Below are 20,715 nucleotides of genomic sequence, written 5' to 3' on the forward strand. Positions count from 1 at the left end.
CTGATCGCCGCAGTGCTGGCTGGCCTGCTGTGCGTCGCGGCCGAGCGCCGCCTGCATTGGCTGGCGGGCATCGCGGGTGCGCTCGTGCTGGTGGCCGGCTGGCCGCTGCACGGCATTGCGTGGACGCAGCCGGTGGGCAAGCCGATCTCGGTGCGTCTCTTGCAGGGCAACGTGCCGCAGGACGTGAAGTTCCAGCAAACCGGCATCGAGCGCTCGCTGGAGCTGTACACGAAGATGGTCACCGAGAAGCCCGCGCAACTCGTGGTTACGCCCGAGACGGCCTTCCCGATCATGATTCAGGAGATGCCGCAGGAGATCGCGCTGGCCATCCGCACCTATGTGGATACCACGGGTTCCAGCGTGCTCTTTGGCGCCGCCAGCGAGGACTCGCGCGTCGATTACACCAACAGCGTGTTCGGCGTCGGCCCGCAATTCCAGGGCGTGTACCGCTACAACAAGCACCATCTCGTGCCCTTCGGCGAGTTCATCCCCTTCGGTTTCCACTGGTTCGTCAACATGATGAACATGCCGCTGGGCGACTTCCGGCGCGGCCTGCCCGTGCAGCCGGCCATGGCGGTGGCCGACCAGCGTGTCGCGCCCAACATCTGTTACGAGGATTTGTTTGGCGAAGAAATTGCCGCATCGCTGCGGCACGCAGACCAGCCCGCGACGATGCTCGCCAACGTGACGAACCTGGCATGGTTTGGCGACACGATCGCGCTGGACCAGCACCTGCAGATCTCACGCATGCGAGCGCTCGAGACGGGCCGGCCGATGCTGCGTGCCACCAACACGGGCGCGACCGCCGTAGTGCGGCCGGACGGCAGCGTTCAGGCGCGCCTGCCGGTCTTCACGCTGGGCACGCTGCAGGCTGACGTGCAGGGCACGCAAGGCCTCACGCCCTTCGTGCGGGCCGGCAACGCGCCTGCGCTGGGCCTGGGCGCGCTGGTTCTGCTGGTGGCATTCGTGCGCCGGCGCCGGGCTTCGGCGGATTGATCGTTCAGCGCCCGGAGGGCTTTCGAGCCACTTTCCGGAGTCGCTGACAAAAAACGCTAAAATTCAACGTTTTACGGCGGGCAGGGAGCCAGGCGCTTCCCGTGCCCGCCGCTGCATTCCACCGTCGCGCGGCGCAACGCACGTTCCGTGCCGCCGCGGACCAACGGGTACCACCATGCTTACCTTCCAGCAACTCATTCTCAAGCTGCAGTCGTACTGGGACGCCCAAGGCTGCGCGCTGCTGCAGCCGATCGACCTCGAAGTCGGCGCCGGTACCTCGCACGTGCACACCTTCCTGCGCGCGATCGGCCCGGAGCCGTGGCGCGCGGCCTACGTGCAACCGTCGCGCCGCCCCAAGGACGGCCGCTACGGCGAGAACCCCAACCGCCTGCAGCACTACTACCAGTACCAGGTGGTGCTCAAGCCGGCGCCGGAGAACATCCTCGACCTGTACCTCGGTTCGCTGGAAGCGCTTGGCCTGGACCTCAAGCAGAACGACGTCCGCTTCGTCGAGGACGACTGGGAGAACCCCACGCTCGGCGCCTGGGGCCTGGGCTGGGAAGTCTGGCTCAATGGCATGGAAGTGACGCAGTTCACGTACTTCCAGCAAGTCGGTGGCCTCGATTGCAAGCCGATCACCGGTGAGATCACCTACGGCATCGAGCGCCTGGCGATGTACCTGCAGCAGGTCGAGAACATCTATGACCTGGTCTGGACGGAATGGGAAGAACCGGGCCCCAACGGCCCCGTGAAGCGCCGCCTGACCTACGGCGACGTCTACCACCAGAACGAAGTCGAGCAATCGACCTACAACTTCGAGCACGCCGACACGACCGTGCTGTTCCGCCGCTTTGCCGAGCACGAAGCCGAGGCCAAGCGCCTGATGGGCGTGCCCGCGGAAGGCGCCGTTGAGAGCGATGCACCCGTCGTCCAACTCGCCCTGCCCGCCTACGAGCAGGTGCTCAAGGCTGGCCACACCTTCAACCTGCTGGACGCGCGCGGCGCCATCTCGGTGACGGAGCGCGCAGCCTACATCGGCCGTATCCGCAACCTTTCGCGTCTGGTGGCGCAGGCCTACTACGACTCGCGCGAGCGTTTGGGCTTCCCGATGTGCGGCACGGCGGCCGCCGTCAGTGCAGCCCCCGCGGAGGCCGCATGACCGCACACCGCGCCCGACGCGGCCTTGCCCTGCTGACGGCAGCGTCGCTGACGGCACTGGCGCTGCCCTCGGGCGTGGCCCAGGCGGCGCGGCACCAGCGCGCGGCCAAGCCGGCGCAGGGCGCCCAGGCCGCCGACCCGGTCTTTGTCGTGCCTGACACCCTGTCGCAGTTGTGCGTGGCCGACGCCAAACCGCTGCAGCAAGCGCTGGCCACGCAATGGTCGCCCGCGCCCGCATCGCTCGACCAGTGGACGAGCCTGGCCCGCACCATGGCGTGCGACCTGTCCGGCGCGCGCGATCTCGGCTGGCACCGCGTGCCGCTGCGCACCTACGCGACCGCCCTGCGCTTCCCCTTCACCTGGACGGAATGGCAGGGCTCGGGCAGCAAGGCACAACGCCGCACGCGCGTCTACCGCTCGTCCGCGCAGATGCCGAGCCGGCTGGAATTCAATGTGTCCGGCACGCTGCAGGAGGTGCGCTATGACGCGCGCCGCGGCGTGCTGTCGGCCCGCTTCCTGCGCCGCGACGCCGCAGGCGCCAACCCCGCGCCGATCGCGCCGCCGCCCCCGCCGGGCCAGTGCGCCGGCACGCAGCTGCAGTTCCAGCAGCAGGGGGGCGTGTGGCTGCTGTCGGGCGTGGAGCCCGTGCCCGGATCGCCCTGCTGAACCGCATATGTAACCGCCGCAACCGTGCGGCGCAGAACAACGACGTCACCGATTTCTAAGCTATGTCCACCCTCCTGATCGAACTGCTGACCGAAGAACTGCCGCCGAAAGCGCTGGCCCGTCTGGGCGAGGCGTTTGCGCAGAGCCTGTTCGACGGCCTGTCGTCGCAAGGCCTGCTCGAAGACGGCGCCAGCGTGGAAGGCTTCGCCACGCCGCGCCGCCTGGCCGCGTCGATCAGCGGCGTGCGCCGCACCGCCCCGGACCGCGAGCTGCGCGAGAAGGTGCTGCCCGTGAACATCGCCTTCGACGCCGAAGGCAAGCCGGCCGCACCGCTGACGAAGAAGTTGGCCGCGCTGGCCAAGTCGGTGGGCGTGGAAGCGATCGCGCCCGAGTCGCTCGAGCGCGCGCCGGATGGCAAGGCAGAGTCCCTCTTCTACCGCTACACCGCACGCGGCGCCGTGCTGGCCGACGGCCTGCAGACCGCGTTGTCGCAGACCATCGCCAACCTGCCGATCCCCAAGGTGATGACCTACCAGCGCCCCGATGGCGACAATGTGCAGTTCGTGCGCCCGGCGCACAAGCTGATCGCGTTGCTGGGCAACGAGGTCATCCCGGTGAGCGTGCTGGGCCTGCAGTCGGGCAACGTGACGCTCGGCCACCGCTTCCTGTCGGCCGGCGAAATCGTCATCACCGATGCGACCTCGTACGCCGGCGCGCTGGAATCGCAGGGCAAGGTGATTGCCAGCTATGCCAAGCGCCGCGAAGCCATCCGCGCCGAACTGCTCAAGACCGCCGGCGCCGATACGGTGGTGATGCCCGAAGCGCTGCTCGATGAGGTGAATTCATTGGTGGAATGGCCGGTGGTCTACCCCTGCCACTTCGAGGAGCAATTCCTCGCCGTGCCGCAGGAGTGCCTGATCCTGACCATGCAGACCAACCAGAAGTACTTTGCGCTGACCGACGCGCAAGGCCATCTGCGCAACCGCTTCCTGATCGTCTCGAACCTGGCCACCGCCACGCCCGAGGCCATCATCCAAGGCAACGAGCGCGTGGTGCGTCCGCGTCTGGCCGACGCGCGCTTCTTCTTCGAGCACGACAAGAAGAAGCCGCTGGCCGACCGTGTGCCGCTGCTCGCGCGCGTGGTCTATCACAACAAGATCGGCACGCAGCTCGAGCGCGTGACGCGCCTGCAGGCGATTGCCGGGCGACTGGCCGAGAAGCTCGGCGTCGACGTGCTACACGCCAAGCGCGGCGCGCTGCTGGCCAAGGCCGACCTGCTGACCGACATGGTGGGCGAGTTCCCCGAGCTGCAGGGCACCATGGGCACCTACTACGCCCGCCACGACGGCGAGCCTGAAGACGTGGCGCTGGCCTGCTCCGAGCACTACCAGCCGCGCTTTGCCGGCGACGCGCTGCCCTCCACCGCCACCGGCACCGTGGTGGCGCTGGCCGATAAGCTGGAAACGCTGGTCGGCATCTGGGGCATCGGCCTGTCGCCCACGGGCGAGAAAGACCCGTTCGCGCTGCGCCGCCACGCGCTGGGCATCCTGCGCATGCTGATCGAGAAGCCGCTCACGCTGACCATCAACGACGCGCTGCAGATTGCCGCCGCCAGCTTCGACGGCATTGCCGCCGTCAAGCCGGACGTGGCCGCCATCACCGACTTCCTGTACGACCGCCTGCGCGGCTACCTGAAGGACAAGGGCTACAGCACCAACGAGGTGGAAGCCGTGGTCAGCCAGCGCCCGCAGCGCCTGGACGACATCGTCGCGCGCCTGGAAGCCGTGCGCGCCTTTGCCGCCCTACCGCAGGCTGAAGCCCTGGCCGCCGCCAACAAGCGCATCACCAACATCCTGAAGAAGACCGACGTCGCCATCGGCGCGGTCAAGCCGCAGCTGCTGCAGGAAGACGCCGAGCGCGCGCTGCACCAGGCCGTCGCCTCGTCGGAGCCGCACGTGCACGACGCCTTCGCGCGCGGCGACTTCACCACGGCGCTCAAGACGCTGGCTGGCTTGCGCGAAGCGGTCGACACCTTCTTCGACGGCGTGATGGTGATGGCCGACGACACCGCGCTGCGCGACAACCGCCTCGCGCTGCTGGGCGAGCTGCACGGCCTGATGAACCGCGTGGCCGACATCTCCAAGCTGGCGGCCTGAGCGCAAGGTACCGGAGCCCCGAACGCGAGACCCAACATGCCCCACATCCCCAAGCTGGTGATCCTGGACCGCGACGGCGTCATCAACCTCGACAGCGACCAGTTCATCAAGTCGCCCGACGAATGGATCGCCATCGAGGGCAGCCTGGAGGCGATTGCCGAGCTGAACCAGGCCGGCTACCAGGTGGTGGTTGCCACCAACCAGTCGGGCATCGGGCGCGGGCTGTTCGAGGCCGCCGCGCTCAACGCCATGCACGAGAAGATGTACAAGGCGCTGGCCATGCAGGGCGGCCGCGTCGATGCCGTCTTCTTCTGCCCGCACACCGCCGCGGATGACTGCGATTGCCGCAAACCCAAGCCCGGCATGTTCCATGAGATCGCACGCCGCTTCGACGTCGCCCTGCACGGCGTGCCGGTGGTCGGCGATTCGCTGCGCGACCTGCAAGCCGGCGTCGAAGCCGGCGCCGTGCCCCACCTCGTGCTGACCGGCAAGGGCATCAAGACCCGCGACGCCGGCAACCTGCCACCCGGCACACAGATTCACCAAGACCTGCGCGCCTTCGCCCGCGCGCTGCTGTCGCCTGCGCCCCACCCCCAGGGCACGCCCTCGCGCGCGCCCCATGAATCCGCACCATGACTTTCATTCGTTCGCTGCTGTTCCTGGTTTTCATGCTTGCCTATACGCCACCCTATGCGGTGGCGTGCTTCATCGTCTTTCCATTCATGAACCCGCACCGGCGTTTCTGGATGGTGTCGGGCTGGACCAAGTCGATCATCTGGATGGCCCGCTGGCTGGTCGGCATCCGCTGGCAATACCAGGGCTGGGAGCACATCGAGGAAGCGGTCGCCAGCAACAAGCAGGTGGTCCTGCTCTCCAAGCATCAGTCGGCCTGGGAGACCATCGCGTATGTCGCGACCATGCCGCGTCCGCTGTGCTACGTGTTCAAGCGCGAGCTCCTGTACGTGCCGTTCTTCGGCTGGGCGCTGGGCCTGCTGAAGATGGTGCACATCAACCGCAAGGACGGCACCAACGCGTTCGTCTCGGTGGCGCGCCAAGGCAAGGAGCGGCTGGCCGACGGCTCGTGGATCATCATGTTCCCGGAAGGCACGCGCACGCGCACGGGCGATCCGAAGCCGCGCTACAAGAGCGGTGGTGCCCGCCTGGCGGTGGACACCGGCGCCTGGGTCATCCCCATCGCGCACAACTCCGGCCGGGTGTGGCCGCGCAATTCGTTCCTGAAATATCCGGGGCTGATCACGCTGTCAGTCGGCCCGGCCATCGCCAGCGCCGGCAAGACCGGTGATCAGCTCAACCGCGAGGTGCAAGCGTGGATCGAAGCAGAAATGCGTAGAATCGACGCGGATAGCTACCGCGAGCGCGCATGAAACTGCTGCGACCACCGACTTCGCCCACCGCCGCCGACACCGTGCAGCTCGAGCTGCCGCTGCTCGCGCCCGAAGCCCCGCCGCAGCCACACTCGCAGCCGGACGCCGCCCTCTTCGCCCCGCCCGCCCCCGATCCCACGACAGTCCCGCTCGGCGCCAACCAGCGCCGCCTGACGCTCGGTGAACGCGCGCTGGTCTACAACCTCAAGCGCTCGTCGCGGCGCACCATCGGTTTTGTCATCGATGACCGCGGGCTGTCGATCACCGCGCCGCGCTGGGTCACGCTCGGCGAGATCGAGCACGCCATCAGCGAAAAGCAGAAGTGGATCTTCGCCAAGCTGGCCGAGTGGCGCACCAACGCTGCCCGCCGTGTGCTGCCGCCCATGCTGTGGCAGGACGGCGCAGCACTACCCTTCCTGGGCAAGTCGGTCACGCTCAAGCTGGAGTCGCCCATCGGCGCGCTGATGTTCGACGCCGATATGTGCGTGCTGCACCTGGGCCTGCCGCCCACCACCACCGAGCAGCAGATCAAGGACCGCGTGCAGGGCTGGCTGCAGACGCAGGCGCGGCGACTATTCGGTGAACGGCTGGAGGTGTACGCCGAGCGGCTGGGCGTGCGGCACAGCGCGTACGCGTTGTCCTCCGCTGCCACGCGCTGGGGCAGCTGCACGGCCGACGGCAAGATCCGCCTGAACTGGCGGCTGGTGCATTTTCCGATGTCGCTGATCGACTACGTGGTGGCGCATGAGCTGGCGCATCTCAAGGAGATGAACCACAGCCCGCGCTTTTGGGACACGGTGGAGTCGATCTTTCCTGAGTTTCGCGAGGCGCGCGAGCAGTTGCGCTCGCACCCGCCGGAGTTGCTGCCGGCGTTCTGAGGGCACCGCCCCTTTGCCTTTGCCGCCCCCGTGCACAGCCCAGGCATGCCGCGCCGCCATCCATGATCTTTGCTCCCGCCCTCTCCCTGCTGGGCTTCCTGGTTCTCGTCATCCTGCCGCTCGTAGGCGTGTTGGGTACGATCCCGATGGTCGGCATTGTCATAGCAAGGTCCTGCAAGAAGCATCCTCCGCTTTCTCGGAAAGCGCGGACATGGATGTGGGCGTTGGCGGCCTTCCTTGCCGTGGCGGATCTGTGGACCGGTCTGCTGTTTTACCAGTTCCACAGCGTCGCGCGCGACGTTGACGAAAAGCACGCGAACCGGGTCGCACGGGAAAACTTCATCCTCGATCGCGACTTTCAGTATGGCGAGCTGGCGATTCCGGCTGGCAGCCAGATCAACCGCTACGACCCATTTGACAACGGCGAGAAGGATGCGCCCCTGGGATTGCGCGGCCTGCGCGCAGTGCGCTTCCCCCACCCGGTGCGCGTGGCCGGGGTCAGTACCGAGGCGATGGATGTGTCCGCGAATGCAAAACTCGTGTTGGCCGAAGACCAAACCATCGGCCCGCTGTTCGCTTACAACGCGAAAGGGAAACTGTCACGCGAGGGCCAGCCGGCGTCCGTCACTTGCAAACGCGGACAAGTTGCCAGCTTCGACGTCCCCTCGATCCCCTACGACATCGTGGCTGAATTCAGCAAGCCGGCACCCGATGGCCCTGACGCGCGGTTCAAGCCGAGCCAGTGGCAGTTTCTGGGCTGCCAGGACGACGCTTCGATCGACCTGCCGCCCGTCATCGCGCCGCGCTGACGCGTCTGGCTGCTGCTTAGCCTGATGACCCATTCCAAAGGGCATCGCAGTTGGTGGAAAATACGCGACTTGGCAACACCACGAAGCCGCGTTTCCTACCACCGACCATGAAGAAGATTCTGCTCCTGAGTGTCAGCGCCGGTGCCGGCCACATGCGCGCCGCCGAAGCCATCCGCGCCTTCGCCGACGCGCACCCTGCAGGCGTCGAAGCCACGCACCTCGATGTGATGGACTTTGTCTCCGCCGGCTTTCGCAAGCTGTACACCGATCTCTACATCAAGCTGGTCAGCAACCAGCCGGCGCTGTGGGGCTACCTGTACCAGAAGACCGACGAGGCGGCGCCCAGCGCGCTCTCGCAGAAGATCCGCCGTGCAGTCGAGCGGCTCAACTGCCGCGCGCTACTGGCCGAGATCAAGCGTCAGCGCCCGGACGCCATCATCTGCACGCACTTCCTGCCGGCGGAGCTGCTCTCGCGCGAGCTGGGCAAGGGGCGCGTCAACGTGCCGGTGTGGGTGCAGGTGACCGATTTCGATCTGCACAGCATGTGGATCGTACCGAATATGCGCGGCTACTTCGCCGCCAATGAAGAGATCGCCTGGCGCATGCGCGAGCGTGGGCTGGCGGCTGAGGCGGTGCACGTGAGCGGCATCCCCATCATGCCGACCTTCGGCAAGCCGCTGGACCGCGCCACATGCGCCGCCCAGTTCGGCCTGGATCCGCAGCGCAAGACCTTCCTGATGATGTCGGGCGGCGCCGGCCTCGGCGGCCTGGACGCCCTGGCCGAGCGGTTGCTGGCGATGGACGGCGACTTCCAGCTCATTGCGCTGGCCGGCAAGAACCAACCGATGCTGGAGGCGCTCCAGCGCATCGCGCAGCGCCACCCGGGCCGGCTCTTCCCGCAGGGCTTCACGCATCAGGTCGAGCGCCTGATGGCCTGCGCCGACCTGGTGATCACCAAGCCGGGCGGACTGACCACCTCCGAATGCCTGGCGATGCAGTTGCCGATGATCGTCAATTCGCCCATCCCCGGGCAGGAAGAACGCAATGCCGACTTCCTGCTGGAGCAGGGCGTCGCGCTCAAGGCCATCGACGATGCCGCGCTCGAATTCCGCATCCGTGGGCCGCTCAAGGAGCCGGAGCGGCTGGCGACGATGCGGCACAAGAGCGTGCCGCTGGGCCGCCCGCATGCCGGCCAGTTCGTGCTCGACCGCGTGCTCGGCGTTACAGCGGACGTGCGCGCAGCATGAACGCTGCCGCCTTTATCCCGCAGCGCAGGACACTCGCGCTGGTGGCCTGGGTGCTGCTGCTCGGCTTCTTCTTCGCCAACGTCGAGATCCAGATCGAGGGCAGCGCCGGCTGGGCCGCCAACCTGCCCACCTGGCGCATCGAAAAGCACTGGCTGCTGGACCTCTTCTGGGGCGGCCGCGCGATGACGGGCTACCACGCGTGGGTGTTCCCGTTCGTGGCGCTGTTCTTCCACCTGCCGGTGTTCTTCAACGGCCAGTGGTCCTGGCGCATCGAGGCGCGCATCATCGCGTGCATCATGCTCTTCTGGCTGGTGGAGGACTTTCTCTGGTTCGTCCTCAACCCGGCCTATGGCCTCGCCAACTTCACGCCGGCGCACGTGCCGTGGCACATCCACTGGATCGCCTTCGCGCCGACCGACTACTGGACCATGAGCGCGGCGGCCATCGCACTGTTCTTCGTTTCCCGCGCGCGCCCCGTCTCGCGCTGACTTGCCACCTGCCATGCGAATCCTCGCCCTTGTCGCCACCGCGCTGCTGCTCTGCGGCCCCCTCCCGTCAGCCAGCGCGGACGCGTCCCAGCCGTCGTCCGCCCGTCCGCTCCAGTGGGCGCAGAACGTGCCCGATACGCCCGTGAACAACCTGCATCGCATCACGCCGACGCTCTACCGCAGCGCGCAGCTCTCCAAGGACGACGTGCCGCAGTTGCAGAAGCTCGGCATCAAGAAGGTCATCAGCTTCCGCGCGTTCCATTCGGACAGCGAGATCCTGGCGGGCAGCGGGATCACCATGCAACGTATCCCGATCAACACCTGGAACATCCGCGACGATGACATGGTCACGGCGCTCAAGGCCTTGCGCGAAGTCGAACGGGACGGCCCGGTGCTGATCCACTGCCAGCACGGCGCCGATCGCACCGGGCTGGTGTCGGCGCTGTATCGCGTGGTGTACCAGGGCTGGAGCAAGGAGCAGGCGCTGGACGAGCTGCAGCACGGCGGTTACGGCTTCCACGCCATCTGGCAGAACATCACGCGCTATCTGCAGCGGGTGGATATCGAGCGCCTGCGCCGGCAGATCGACAACCAGGCCTGACCGCCACGATCGCGCCAATGGTGTGCCCAGCACGTTCTGGCCCAGGCTCCTACAATATCGGCTCCCCGCAGTCCCCCAGGAAGGAAAGCCCCATGCGAATGCTCCACACCATGCTGCGCGTCGGCGACATGCAGCGCGCGATCGATTTCTACACCAAGGTGCTTGGCATGCAGCTGCTGCGCACCAGCGACAACCCCGAGTACAAGTACTCGCTCGCCTTCGTCGGCTATGGCCCGGAGAGCGGCAACACCGTCATCGAGCTGACCTACAACTACGGCGTGAGCGAATACGAACTCGGCACCGCCTTCGGCCACCTTGCCATCGAGGTCGACAACGCCGCGCAGGCGTGCGACCAGATTCGCAACGCCGGCGGCAAGGTCACGCGCGAAGCTAGCCCGGTCAAGGGCGGCACCACCGTCATCGCTTTCGTGGAAGATCCGGACGGCTACAAGATCGAGCTGATCCAGGCACGCTCGATGCCCGATGGCAACCGCCACTGATCTCACACGGCGCCCGCTGGACGGCACCGCCATCGGCCTGATGGTGGTGCTGTGCCTGTGCTGGGGCTTCCAGCAGGTCGCCATCAAGGTGGCGACGCACGACGTCGGGCCGGTCATGCAGGCCGGCGTGCGCTCGTCGATTGCGGCAGTGTTGGTGCTGGCTTTTGCGCTGTGGCGCGGCACGTGCCTGTCGGTGCGCGACGGCACCCTGCCCGGCGGCCTGACGGCGGGCGTGCTGTTCGGCGTCGAGTTCCTCTGCATCTTCATCGGCCTCGGGTACACCACGGCCTCGCGCATGGCGGTGTTCCTCTACACCGCGCCGATCTTCACCGCGCTTGGGCTGCACTTCTTCGTGCCGGGCGAGCACCTGCGGCCGCGCCAGTGGCTCGGCATCGGCATTGCGTTTGCGGGGATCGTGCTGGCGTTTGCCGACGGCATCCTGCACCCGGCAGCCGGACCATCGACGACGCTGGGCGATACGCTGGGCGTGGTGGCGGGTGCGCTGTGGGGCGCCACAACCATCGTCGTGCGCGCGAGCAAGCTGTCGAACGCGCCGGCGGCGAAGACGCTGCTGTACCAGTTGGCCGTCTCGGCCGTCTTGCTGATGGTGATGGCGGCCGGCACCGGCCAGGCCTTCACGGCCAACCTGACGCCGACGGCCCTGGCCAGCCTCGCCTACCAATCCGTGTTGATCGCGTTTGCCAGCTACCTGACGTGGTTCTGGCTGCTGCGCCGCTACCTGGCGTCGCGGCTGTCGGTGTTCTCGTTCCTGACGCCGCTGTTTGGCGTGGCTTTCGGTGTGCTGTTGTTGCACGAGCCGGTCGGCCTGCGTTTTGCGCTGGCCGCCGCGCTGGTGCTCTCGGGCATCCTGCTGGTCAATCTTCGCTAAGGTCGGGCCCGTCCGACAGGCTGCCGGCGATGCGGTCCGCCGGCAGCGCGTTGGCCACCGTCACGAACTCGGCCACCGGCACTTCTTCTGCGCGGCGGCCCAGATCGAAGCCGAGCGCCTCGAAATCGATCACGTCGCGCAGCGCCCCGAGCGTGTTGCGCAACACCTTGCGCCGCTGCGAGAACGCCATCGTCACCACCGTGCCCAACGCGCGCATGTCCACCGGCGCATACGGCGATTTGTCCGCCGGCCACGGAATCATCCGCACCACCGCCGAATCGACCTTGGGCGGCGGGTTGAACGAGCCCGGTGGCACCTCCAACACCAGCTCCATGTAGTACCGCACCTGCAGCATCACCGACAGGCGGCTGAATGCCTTGCTGCCCGGCGCGGCCACCATGCGGTCGACCACCTCCTTCTGCAGCATGAAGTGCTGGTCACACACGCGGTCGGCAAACGCCGCCAGGTGGAACAGCAGCGGGCTGGAGATGTTGTAGGGCAGGTTGCCAACGATGCGCAGCGGCCGCCCCGCCTCGTGCAGCCCACCGAAGTCGAACGCCAGCGCATCGCCCGCATGCACGATCAGCCGATCGCCAAAACGGCGCTGCAGCCGCGCGACCAGATCGCGGTCCAGCTCGACCACCTGCAGCGTGCGCACACGTTCCATCAGCGGCACGGTAAGCGCGCCCAGGCCCGGGCCGATCTCGACCAGCACGTCGTCCTGCTGCGGGTCGATGGCAGAGACGATGGCGTGGATCACGCCGTCATCGACCAGGAAATTCTGGCCGAAGCGCTTGCGGGCCTGGTGCCCCTGGTGAACGCCGGTCGTGGATCGTGCCATCGCGGTACTCGAAATCGAAAAGGTAAAAACAGGAATCAGGAACGTGTTGCGTGCCGGGCCATGGCGATAGCCGTGTCGATGGCCTCGATCATGCTGCCGAACTCGGCGCGGCCGGTGCCGGCCAGGTCCAGCGCGGTGCCGTGGTCAACCGACGTGCGCACGAACGGCAGGCCCAGCGTGATGTTCACGCCGTGGCCGAAGGTACCGTACTTGAGCGGCGCCAGGCCCTGGTCGTGGTACATCGCCAGCACGCAGTCGGCGTCGGCCAGCAGGCGCGGCTGGAACAGCGTGTCGGCGGGATACGGCCCGCGCGCATCGATGCCGCGCGCACGGGCACGGGCGATGGCGGGTTCGATCACCTCGATCTCCTCGCGGCCAAGGTGGCCCGCTTCGCCCGCATGCGGGTTCAACCCCGTCACGAGAATGCGCGGCGCGGACAGCCCGAAGCGCGCGCGCAGGTCGCGCTGCACGATATCGAGCGTCTCGTCCAGCACGGCCGGCGTGATGGCATCCGGCACCTCGCGCAACGGCAGGTGCGTGGTCGCCAGGGCCACGCGCAGCAAGGCGTTGTCGTGCGCAGGCTGCGGGCCGGCCAGCATCATCACTACGCGCGGCGTGCGGCTGCGCTCGGCCAGGTATTCGGTGTGGCCGGTGAATGGCACGCCGGCGTCGTTGATGGTGCTCTTCTGCACCGGCGCCGTGACCATCGCGTCATAGCGCGTGCCATCAGCCGTGCCAGATTGGCAGCCTTCGATGGCGACATCGAGCAGGTCGAGCACGTAGCGCCCGTTGGCGGCATCGAGCACGCCCGCGCGCACGGGCGCGCCGAGCGGCCGCGCCACCACGGTCAGCGCGACAGAGGACGCCGCATGCCACAGGGCGCCCAGGCCAATCGCGTCAGCGCGCGCCTGCAGCAGCGCAGCATCGCCGATCACGTGCCAGCGCACGTCGGCATAGCGCGACGATGCTTGCCGCGCCAGATGCAGCAGGGCCGCGACGGTGATGTCCGGGCCGATGCCGGCGGGCTCGCCGGTGGTGATGGCAATGTTCAGCATGCGGCGCTTTTTTGCAGCGGTAACAAGGTCAATCTAGAAACGCCACGGCCGCCCGCAGGCGGCCGTGTGCGATGCGGATACCCGCAAGCGTAGCAGGCTTACTGCTGGCGGTTCACGCGGTATTCCACGTGGGCGGCGTCACGCAGCTGGCGCAGCCAGTCTTCATACGCCGACTGGACCTTCTGCTCACGGATCACCGAACGCGCGTAGTCGCGCTGGCGGTCAACCGGCACTTCGGCCTCGCGGCGGCCTTCCACCTGGATCAGGTGCACGCCAAACTGGCTCTGTATGGGCTGCGAGACCTCGCCCGGCTTGAGCTGACTCATCGCCTGCTCGAACTCCGGCACCAACTGGCCCGGCGACACCCAGCCCAACTCGCCGCCCGCGCTGGCGGAGCCATCCTGCGAGTAGCGGCGGGCCGCGTCGGCAAAGTCGTAACCGTGCACGATGCGGTCACGCAAGCCGGCCAGCTGGCGCCGCGCATCGTCCGCCTGCATGGTCGGGCCGGTCTTGATCAGGATGTGGCGCACCTGCGTCTGCTGCACCTTGGTCGAGATGGCCGTGCCCGGTGCGCGCTTCTCCAGCAGCTTGATCACGTGGAAGCCCGCGGGGCTCTCGAGCACTTCGCCTGCCACCTGGCCTGCCTTCATATCGACCACGGCGTTGGCAAACACTGCCGGCAGGCCGCCAATCGGGCGCAGCCCCAACTCGCCGCCCTGCGCAGCATCCTGCGCCCCGGAATTCTCACGCGCCAGCTTGGCGAAATCGGCACCGCCCTGGGCCTGCTTGAGCAGGTTCTCAGCCTTGCCATGCGCGGCGGCCTTCTGCTCAGCCGTGGCGCCTTCAGCCACCGGCACCAGGATCTGCGCGACGTTGTATTCCTGCGCGCCAGTGGCAGCGGCACCGCCGCCCTGCTGCGCGAGGTAGTTGTCGATCTCGCCGTCGTACACGTGCACCTTGGAATCGACCTCGCGATCGCGCAGGCGGGCCAGCAAGATTTCCTGGCGCAGGTCCTGGCGGTACTTGTCGTAGGCCATGCCCGATTGCGTCAGCTTGGCCTTGAGCTGCGCCACCGACAGGTTGTTGCGCTGGGCCACGCTGTCCACGGCACGGTCGAGGTCCGCATCGGAGACCTGGATGCCGCTTTCCTTGGCGGTCTGCGCCTGCACACGCTCCAGGATCAACTGCTCCAGCACTTCGCCCAGCAGGTCGGCACGCGGGGGCAGCGGACGGTTCTGTGCCTGGAAGGTGCGCTCGACCAGGTCCGCGCGGTCCAACAGCTCGCGGCGGGTGATGACATCGGTGTTGACCACGGCCACCACTTCATCCACCAGCTGGCTACGCGACGCGCCGGTTGCCGACGACGGCCCGGGCAAGGTCCCGCGCAGCAGCGGCTGGCTGGGCGACGCATCGGGCGTGGCGAAGACACCGCGCAGCGGCGCGCTCTTCTTCTGCGTCTGCTGCGCGTGAGCAGCGGGCAGCAGGGCTGCGCCGGCCATCAGCGCCACAAGCACACCAGTCATCCCGCCCAGCCGGCGGGTAGGGGCCACGCGCGTGGCGGAAGCGGTCGGACGCATTGCGGTCGGTTTGAAAGCCATAGTCGTTATTCGTATTGATCCAGCACAGACGGCGTAATCGGTTGCGCGCTCACCGGCTGGTAGCCGGGCACGTTCAGCCGGATCACGTCGATCGGATTGTTCCCCACCTTCGACAGCCCCTTGAACTCGATCTGGGCAAAGATGTGCGTCGTGTAGCCCGAGGTCGCATTGCTGTAGCGCTGCACCGCCAGCCGGCCCACCCAGCAGTCGGCCACGTATTCCAGGCCGAGCAGCATGTCGGACGGCTTCTTCGCATTCATGTCGTAGCCGATGCGGCCCAGGCCGTACAGCCGGCGCGTCAGCGGCCACTGCGCCGAGACGTCGGTCTGCTCCAGCGCCAGCTGCCCCGTGTTGGCGTCCGCTCGGTAGTAGCGGTAGCCAACGTTGAACACCTTGTTCGCTTCCGGCTTCCAGCTGAACGAGACGGTCGAGCGCATGATGCGGTCGATGTCCTGATTGTACTGAAGGTTGGTATCGAAGAAGATGCCGCGGAACATCTGGATCGTGGTCGCGCCCAGCAGGTCCGAGTAGCGGCGCACGGAGGTGGGCGCGGCGCCGGCCAGCGTCACGCGCTGGCCGTCGAAATCGATGCGCTGGGCCAGCGTGGCGCGCAGGCGTTCGATGCCGGATTCCGACTCGATGAAGCGCGTGGTGACGCCCGCCGTCAGCTTGTTGTTGTCGGCGATGCGGTCGTAGCCCGTGTACGGGTTCTCGGTAAAGATCTGACCGAGGTTGTAGTCCGACTGCGCGGTGTCAAACAACGGGATCTGCGACTGGTCGCGGAACGGCGTGTAGACATAGAACAGGCGCGGCTCCAGCGTTTGCAGATAGCTGACACCGAACAGCTTCGATACCACCGCCGCGTCGCGCTCGAAGGTCAGGCCGGAGTCGAGCGAGAAGGTCGGCAGCGTCCGGTTGATCTGCGTGTCCTGTGTATCCCCCGCCGGACGAGTCAAGCGGTACGAGGTAGCGTTCAGGATGAACTTGGGCGTGACGAACCAGCCCGGGCGGACGACCGGGTAGCTGATCGTCGGCTGCATGAACAGGCGCTCGCCCTGCACCGTGTTGTCCACCGGGATGGAAAAGCGCGTGTAGTCGGTCTGGAAATTGACGTCGAAACCGCCGAGGTCGTAGCGGTTGTACGACAGGTTCAACTGTGGCACGCGCTCGTATGGCGGCGTGAGCGCCGTCGTGGCCGTCGACAGCGTCTGGAACTTCTGCACCCGCGCCAGTGCCACCCAGTCGCCCATCGAATAGGAGACACCGCCCTCTTGCACGTACTGGCGCTGCGTCGCAGTCACGATACTGCGGCCGAGGTCGTCCGGATACGTGCCGTCAGAAACCTTGTTGTAGTTGATGTACGCGTTCAACCCCGGGGACAGCAGCTGACTGTGTTTCAACGCGATCGACCAGCGGTTGGTACGGGTATCGCGGTCATTCGGCAGGAACTCGCCACGCAGCGCGCCGCTGTAAGTCTCGGCCAGGTAGCGGTATTCGGCGCCCAGCTGCACACCACGATCGCTCAGCAGGCGCGGGTACAGCGTCAGGTCGCGGTTGGGCGCGAGGTTGAAGTAATACGGCAGCGTGATGTCAGCGCCGCTGCGGCTGTTGTAGCCGAACACCGGCGCCAGGAAGCCGCTGCGCCGGTCATCGTTGAGCGGGAAGTCCATCACCGGCGCGGCAAACACCGGCACGCCCATGAAGTGCAGCACGCCGTTGCGGCCGGTGCCGACCTGACGGTCGCTGTCGATGTCGATGCGGCTGGCGCTGAAGTACCAGTCGACGTTGTCCGGCGAGCAGGTGGTGTAGGTGCCCTTGGTGATGCGGCTGTTATCCGGGTCGATGAAATCGATGCGCTCGGCGCTGCCGTGGCCACCCGTCGTGTTGAACTGGTAGGACGGCGTGTTCATGGTGCCTTCGTTGGCCGTCACCTTGAGCTTGGCATCGGGGCCCGTGACCAGCGTGCCGTCGCGAAACAGGCGCACGTTGCCGGTGGCGGTGGCGACGTCGGTGTCCTGGTTGTAGTCCAGCGTGTCGCCCTTGACGACGGCACCGTTGCGGCGCAATTCGCCATGGCCGCGCAGGTGGATGTCTTCATTGGTGCGGCCGTCCATCGCGTCGGCGGCGGTGAACGTCGGCACCGTATTGTCGGGGCGCTTGACCGGCTCGGCCATCTTGGGCACCAGCGGGCTGCCGCCCGGCGTGGTCGGACCGGACGTGGCCAGTGCCGTCACGGACGAAGCGGCAGATACCGCCGACTGCGTGGCGTCCTGGCTCTGCGCCGCGGAGGTCGCCGTCCAGACTCCGGCCACCGCGAACACCAGCGGGCGCAATGCCAGCGTGCCGCGCCGGTTGGCGGTCCGCTGGTCGGGCGCGGCAACAGCGGAGCGCTGCCGGGTTTTCCTGGCTCGGTTCGGTTCGGTCATGCAAGTCGGAAACTGGGCGCGGCGCGCACCGGGCGCGCTGACACGTCATCGGTCGGTGTTCCGCCATCCGGGCCCGGCCGGATGGGGCCGGCGCGCGCTCGCGACGAAACTCGGTCGGGTATTATACGGGGCTTCCCTTCTGCCTCATTCCAGCGTTCCCTCAGCATGGCTTCGACCCCTGGCGCCGCCACCGGCGCGACCGACGCGCGCCTCACCCAATTACGCGACTGGCTCGGCACATTGCCCGCCGCGCACGGCCTGCGCATCGACACGCTGCGCCCAGCCTCGGCCGATGCCAGCTTCCGCCGTTATTTCCGCCTGGATGGCACTGTCGGTGGCCAACCCGGTACCCTCGTTGTCATGGACGCGCCGCCGCCGCAGGAGGACTGCCACCCGTTCGTCCACGTGGCCGAGCTGCTCAATGATGCTGGGGTGCACGCGCCGCGCGTCCTGGAGCAGGACATGGCGCAGGGCTTCCTGCTGCTGACCGATCTCGGCCCGCAGACCTACCTGCAGTCGCTGCGCGAGCGCGATTTCGACCTCGCCTACGCCAACACGCTGTTCCGCCCGGCCATCAACACGCTGGTGCGCTGGCAACTGGCCTCGCGCGAGGGCGAACTGCCGCCGTACGACGAGGCCCTGCTGCGCCGCGAGCTGTCGCTGTTCCCCGACTGGTATGTGGACCGCCACCTGCAGCGCCCGCTCGACGCCACCCAGCGGGAGTCGCTCGACGCCGTCTTCAAGCTGCTGGTCGACAGCGCCCTGGCCCAGCCGCGCGTGTACGTGCATCGCGACTACATGCCGCGCAACCTGATGATCAACGCGGCCGACCCGTCGCAGCCGGGCGTGCTGGACTTCCAGGACGCCGTCTACGGCCCGATCACCTACGACGCCGCCTCGCTGCTGCGCGACGCCTTCCGGTCGTGGGAAGAGGAGCAGGAGCTGGACTGGGCCGTGCGCTACTGGGAAGCCGCGCGCCGCGCCAAGCTGCCAGTGGATGAGGACTTTGGCGAGTTCTACCGCGCGCTCGAATGGATGGGCGCGCAGCGCCACCTCAAGGTGGCCGGCATCTTCGCGCGCCTGCGCTACCGCGACGGCAAGACCGGCTACGTGGAAGACACCCCGCGCTTCATCGCCTACCTGCGTCGCGTGTGCAAGCGCTACAACGCGCTGGCGCCGCTGGCCCGTCTGCTCGACCAGCTCGAAGATCGCGCCCAACAGATCGGCTACACCTTCTGATGAGCTCCCCGCGCGCCGCTGAATTCCGCGCTGGCGCCCTGGCGCTCGCGCCCATGTTGCTGGGCGTGGTGCCGTTCGGCCTGATCTACGGCGTGCTGGCCACCAGCGCCGGCATGCCCGCCTGGCTGGCCGTGGCGATGAGCGCCATCGTCTTCGGCGGCGCCTCGCAGATGATCCTGGTGCAACTGTGGGCCGGCGGCGCGCCTGCGCTGGTCATTGCCGCGACGGTGTCGATGGTGAATCTGCGGCACGCGCTGTATTCGGCCAGCATCGCCCCGGCGCTGGCGCACCTGCCGCGCCGCTGGAAATGGCTGATCGCCTACCTGCTCACCGATGAGGCCTTCGCCGCGATGAACCGGCGCGTGGTGTCTGCGCGCCCCGGCTCGGAAGAGGCCACCTATCGCCACTGGTATTTCCTCGGCGCGGGGGTGGCGCTCTGGTCGAGCTGGCAGGCGTCGACCCTCATCGGCGTGTTGCTCGGCGCCCAGGTGCCGACCACCTGGCCGCTCGATTTCTTCCTGCCGCTCACGTTTATCGCCATCGTCGTGCCGTCGCTGCGCACGCGTGCGCAACTGGCTGCGGCGCTCACCGGCGCCGCGCTGGCCGTGGCGTGGACGGGCTGGCCGCACAAGCTGGGGCTGATGAGCGCCGCGTGCGTGGGCATCGCCATCGGCGCGATCGTCGAGCGGTTGCTTGCCAAACCCTCCGCGCCCTCCGATAAGGAGGCCTCGGCATGAAGGCGCTCATCCTCTTCGGCGTGCTGCTGATCTCGGGCGCGGCTACCTACCTGATCCGCCTGTCGTTCATCGCGCTCGAAGGGCGCATGAATCTGCCGCAGTGGTTCCGCAGCGCCCTGCCCTACGTGCCGGCGGCCATGCTGACCGCGCTGATCGCGCCCGATCTGCTGATGCGCAACGGTACGCTGGCGGTATCAGCCGACAACCCGCGATTGATTGCCGGCATCGTCGCCATCGTCATCGCGCGCGCGACCAAGAGCGCGATGTGGACCATCGTCGGCGGCATGGCCGTCCTGTTGATTCTGATGAAGGTGATGGCTTGAGTCACGACATCCGGGCCATGATTTTTGCCGCGGGCCGCGGCGACCGCATGCGGCCGCTGACCGACCACACGCCCAAACCGTTGCTGCCCGTGGGCGGCAAGCCGCTGATCGTCTGGCAGATCGAACGCCTGGCCGCTGCTGGCGTGCACGACATCGTCATCAACCACGCGTGGCTCGGCGACCGGATCGAAGCCGCGCTCGGCGACGGCAGCGCCTGGGGCGTGCGCCTCGCCTATTCACCCGAAGGCGAGGCGCTGGAGACGGCTGGCGGCATCGCCCAGGCCATGCCGCTGCTGCGCACGGCCGAGGCCCACAGCGTCTTCCTTGCCATTGCGGGCGACGTGTTCTGCGACATCGACTACGCCCCGCTGCTGCGCCGTGCGCCGGCATTGGCGGCACAGGCCGCACCCGGCATGCATCTGGTGATGGTGCCGAATCCGCCCTACCACCCGCGCGGCGACTTTGTCCTGACCGACGACGGGCGCCTGCACGCCGACGGCGCCGAGCGCCTCACGTTCGGCAGCATCGGCCTGTACGACACCCGCCTGTTCGACGGCATCGCCCCCGGCACGCGCCTGGCGCTGACACCGCTGTACCGCCAAGCCATCGCCGATGGCCGCGCCACCGGCGAGCGCTTCGACGGCCGCTGGGAGAACGTCGGCACGCCCGAACAATTGGCTGCGCTGGACGCCGAACTGGGTACGCAGTCGGTTTGAGCGCACA

The 20,715-nt window shown here is 67.5% G+C and carries 21 protein-coding genes; 17 read left to right on the forward strand and 4 right to left on the reverse strand.

What is annotated here, in order from left to right:
- From lnt to QZ609_RS10115, 13 genes are all read left to right on the forward strand, one after another.
- A partial coding sequence (gene lnt, locus QZ609_RS10055; RefSeq protein ID WP_295493902.1) for an apolipoprotein N-acyltransferase occupies positions 1 to 996 on the forward strand: 996 nt, incomplete at its 5' end.
- Between the two features lie 175 nt (positions 997 to 1,171).
- The gene (gene glyQ, locus QZ609_RS10060; protein ID WP_295493904.1) at positions 1,172 to 2,155 is read left to right on the forward strand and encodes a glycine--tRNA ligase subunit alpha; all 984 of its coding nucleotides are present in this window, start codon (positions 1,172 to 1,174) and stop codon (positions 2,153 to 2,155) included.
- Positions 2,152 to 2,820, forward strand: coding sequence for a hypothetical protein (locus QZ609_RS10065; protein ID WP_295493906.1), 669 nt, complete (start codon positions 2,152 to 2,154; stop codon positions 2,818 to 2,820). Before glyQ ends, QZ609_RS10065 begins: the two co-directional genes overlap by 4 nt.
- A 62-nt stretch (positions 2,821 to 2,882) precedes the next feature.
- Positions 2,883 to 4,976, forward strand: a complete 2,094-nt coding sequence (glyS, locus tag QZ609_RS10070; protein WP_295493907.1) for a glycine--tRNA ligase subunit beta — start codon at positions 2,883 to 2,885, stop codon at positions 4,974 to 4,976.
- Between the two features lie 36 nt (positions 4,977 to 5,012).
- The gene (gmhB, locus tag QZ609_RS10075) at positions 5,013 to 5,612 is read left to right on the forward strand and encodes a D-glycero-beta-D-manno-heptose 1,7-bisphosphate 7-phosphatase (RefSeq protein ID WP_295493909.1); all 600 of its coding nucleotides are present in this window, start codon (positions 5,013 to 5,015) and stop codon (positions 5,610 to 5,612) included.
- On the forward strand, positions 5,609 to 6,361 hold the full coding sequence (locus QZ609_RS10080; protein ID WP_295493911.1) for a 1-acyl-sn-glycerol-3-phosphate acyltransferase: 753 nt from the start codon (positions 5,609 to 5,611) through the stop codon (positions 6,359 to 6,361). The genes gmhB and QZ609_RS10080 overlap by 4 nt, the downstream gene beginning before the upstream one ends.
- On the forward strand, positions 6,358 to 7,239 hold the full coding sequence (locus QZ609_RS10085) for a SprT family zinc-dependent metalloprotease (protein WP_295493913.1): 882 nt from the start codon (positions 6,358 to 6,360) through the stop codon (positions 7,237 to 7,239). Before QZ609_RS10080 ends, QZ609_RS10085 begins: the two co-directional genes overlap by 4 nt.
- A 62-nt stretch (positions 7,240 to 7,301) precedes the next feature.
- Positions 7,302 to 8,048, forward strand: a complete 747-nt coding sequence (locus QZ609_RS10090; protein WP_295493914.1) for a hypothetical protein — start codon at positions 7,302 to 7,304, stop codon at positions 8,046 to 8,048.
- A 107-nt stretch (positions 8,049 to 8,155) separates the two neighbouring features.
- Complete coding sequence (locus tag QZ609_RS10095) at positions 8,156 to 9,295, forward strand: glycosyltransferase (protein ID WP_295493916.1); 1,140 nt, start codon at positions 8,156 to 8,158, stop codon at positions 9,293 to 9,295.
- Positions 9,292 to 9,783, forward strand: coding sequence for a hypothetical protein (locus QZ609_RS10100; protein ID WP_295493918.1), 492 nt, complete (start codon positions 9,292 to 9,294; stop codon positions 9,781 to 9,783). The genes QZ609_RS10095 and QZ609_RS10100 overlap by 4 nt, the downstream gene beginning before the upstream one ends.
- A gap of 13 nt (positions 9,784 to 9,796) precedes the next feature.
- A complete protein-coding gene (locus QZ609_RS10105) occupies positions 9,797 to 10,384 on the forward strand; it encodes a dual specificity protein phosphatase family protein (RefSeq protein WP_295493919.1) in 588 nt (195 codons plus the stop codon).
- 92 nt (positions 10,385 to 10,476) lie between these two features.
- The gene (gloA, locus tag QZ609_RS10110; protein WP_295493920.1) at positions 10,477 to 10,884 is read left to right on the forward strand and encodes a lactoylglutathione lyase; all 408 of its coding nucleotides are present in this window, start codon (positions 10,477 to 10,479) and stop codon (positions 10,882 to 10,884) included.
- Positions 10,868 to 11,773: a DMT family transporter gene (locus QZ609_RS10115; RefSeq protein ID WP_295493921.1), complete on the forward strand. Its 906-nt coding sequence runs from the start codon at positions 10,868 to 10,870 to the stop codon at positions 11,771 to 11,773. Before gloA ends, QZ609_RS10115 begins: the two co-directional genes overlap by 17 nt.
- On the opposite strand, the gene rsmA is transcribed toward QZ609_RS10115, so the two are convergent.
- From rsmA to QZ609_RS10135, 4 genes are all read right to left on the reverse strand, one after another.
- Positions 11,760 to 12,614, reverse strand: a complete 855-nt coding sequence (gene rsmA / locus QZ609_RS10120; protein ID WP_295493922.1) for a 16S rRNA (adenine(1518)-N(6)/adenine(1519)-N(6))-dimethyltransferase RsmA — start codon at positions 12,612 to 12,614, stop codon at positions 11,760 to 11,762. The two genes, QZ609_RS10115 and rsmA, sit on opposite strands and share 14 nt — an antisense overlap.
- A 35-nt stretch (positions 12,615 to 12,649) precedes the next feature.
- Positions 12,650 to 13,669: a 4-hydroxythreonine-4-phosphate dehydrogenase PdxA gene (gene pdxA, locus QZ609_RS10125; RefSeq protein WP_295493924.1), complete on the reverse strand. Its 1,020-nt coding sequence runs from the start codon at positions 13,667 to 13,669 to the stop codon at positions 12,650 to 12,652.
- A 98-nt stretch (positions 13,670 to 13,767) separates the two neighbouring features.
- Positions 13,768 to 15,267, reverse strand: a complete 1,500-nt coding sequence (locus QZ609_RS10130; protein ID WP_295493926.1) for a peptidylprolyl isomerase — start codon at positions 15,265 to 15,267, stop codon at positions 13,768 to 13,770.
- A gap of 5 nt (positions 15,268 to 15,272) precedes the next feature.
- Positions 15,273 to 17,693, reverse strand: a complete 2,421-nt coding sequence (locus tag QZ609_RS10135) for an LPS-assembly protein LptD (protein WP_295493928.1) — start codon at positions 17,691 to 17,693, stop codon at positions 15,273 to 15,275.
- Positions 17,694 to 17,858: 165 nt separating this feature from the next.
- Here QZ609_RS10135 and QZ609_RS10140 point away from each other — a divergent pair, with 165 nt between their 5' ends.
- The 4 genes from QZ609_RS10140 to murU are packed head-to-tail and all read left to right on the forward strand — an operon-like array spanning position 17,859 to position 20,708.
- Entirely contained in the window at positions 17,859 to 18,932 is a 1,074-nt protein-coding gene (locus QZ609_RS10140; protein WP_295493930.1) for an aminoglycoside phosphotransferase family protein, read from the forward strand.
- Entirely contained in the window at positions 18,932 to 19,669 is a 738-nt protein-coding gene (locus QZ609_RS10145; RefSeq protein ID WP_295493932.1) for an AzlC family ABC transporter permease, read from the forward strand. Before QZ609_RS10140 ends, QZ609_RS10145 begins: the two co-directional genes overlap by 1 nt.
- Positions 19,666 to 19,992, forward strand: a complete 327-nt coding sequence (locus tag QZ609_RS10150) for an AzlD domain-containing protein (RefSeq protein ID WP_295493934.1) — start codon at positions 19,666 to 19,668, stop codon at positions 19,990 to 19,992. The genes QZ609_RS10145 and QZ609_RS10150 overlap by 4 nt, the downstream gene beginning before the upstream one ends.
- An 8-nt stretch (positions 19,993 to 20,000) precedes the next feature.
- Positions 20,001 to 20,708, forward strand: a complete 708-nt coding sequence (gene murU / locus QZ609_RS10155; protein WP_295493951.1) for an N-acetylmuramate alpha-1-phosphate uridylyltransferase MurU — start codon at positions 20,001 to 20,003, stop codon at positions 20,706 to 20,708.
- Positions 20,709 to 20,715 lie beyond the last annotated feature (7 nt).

This window comes from uncultured Ralstonia sp. (assembly GCA_913056305.1).
GTDB lineage: Bacteria > Pseudomonadota > Gammaproteobacteria > Burkholderiales > Burkholderiaceae > Ralstonia.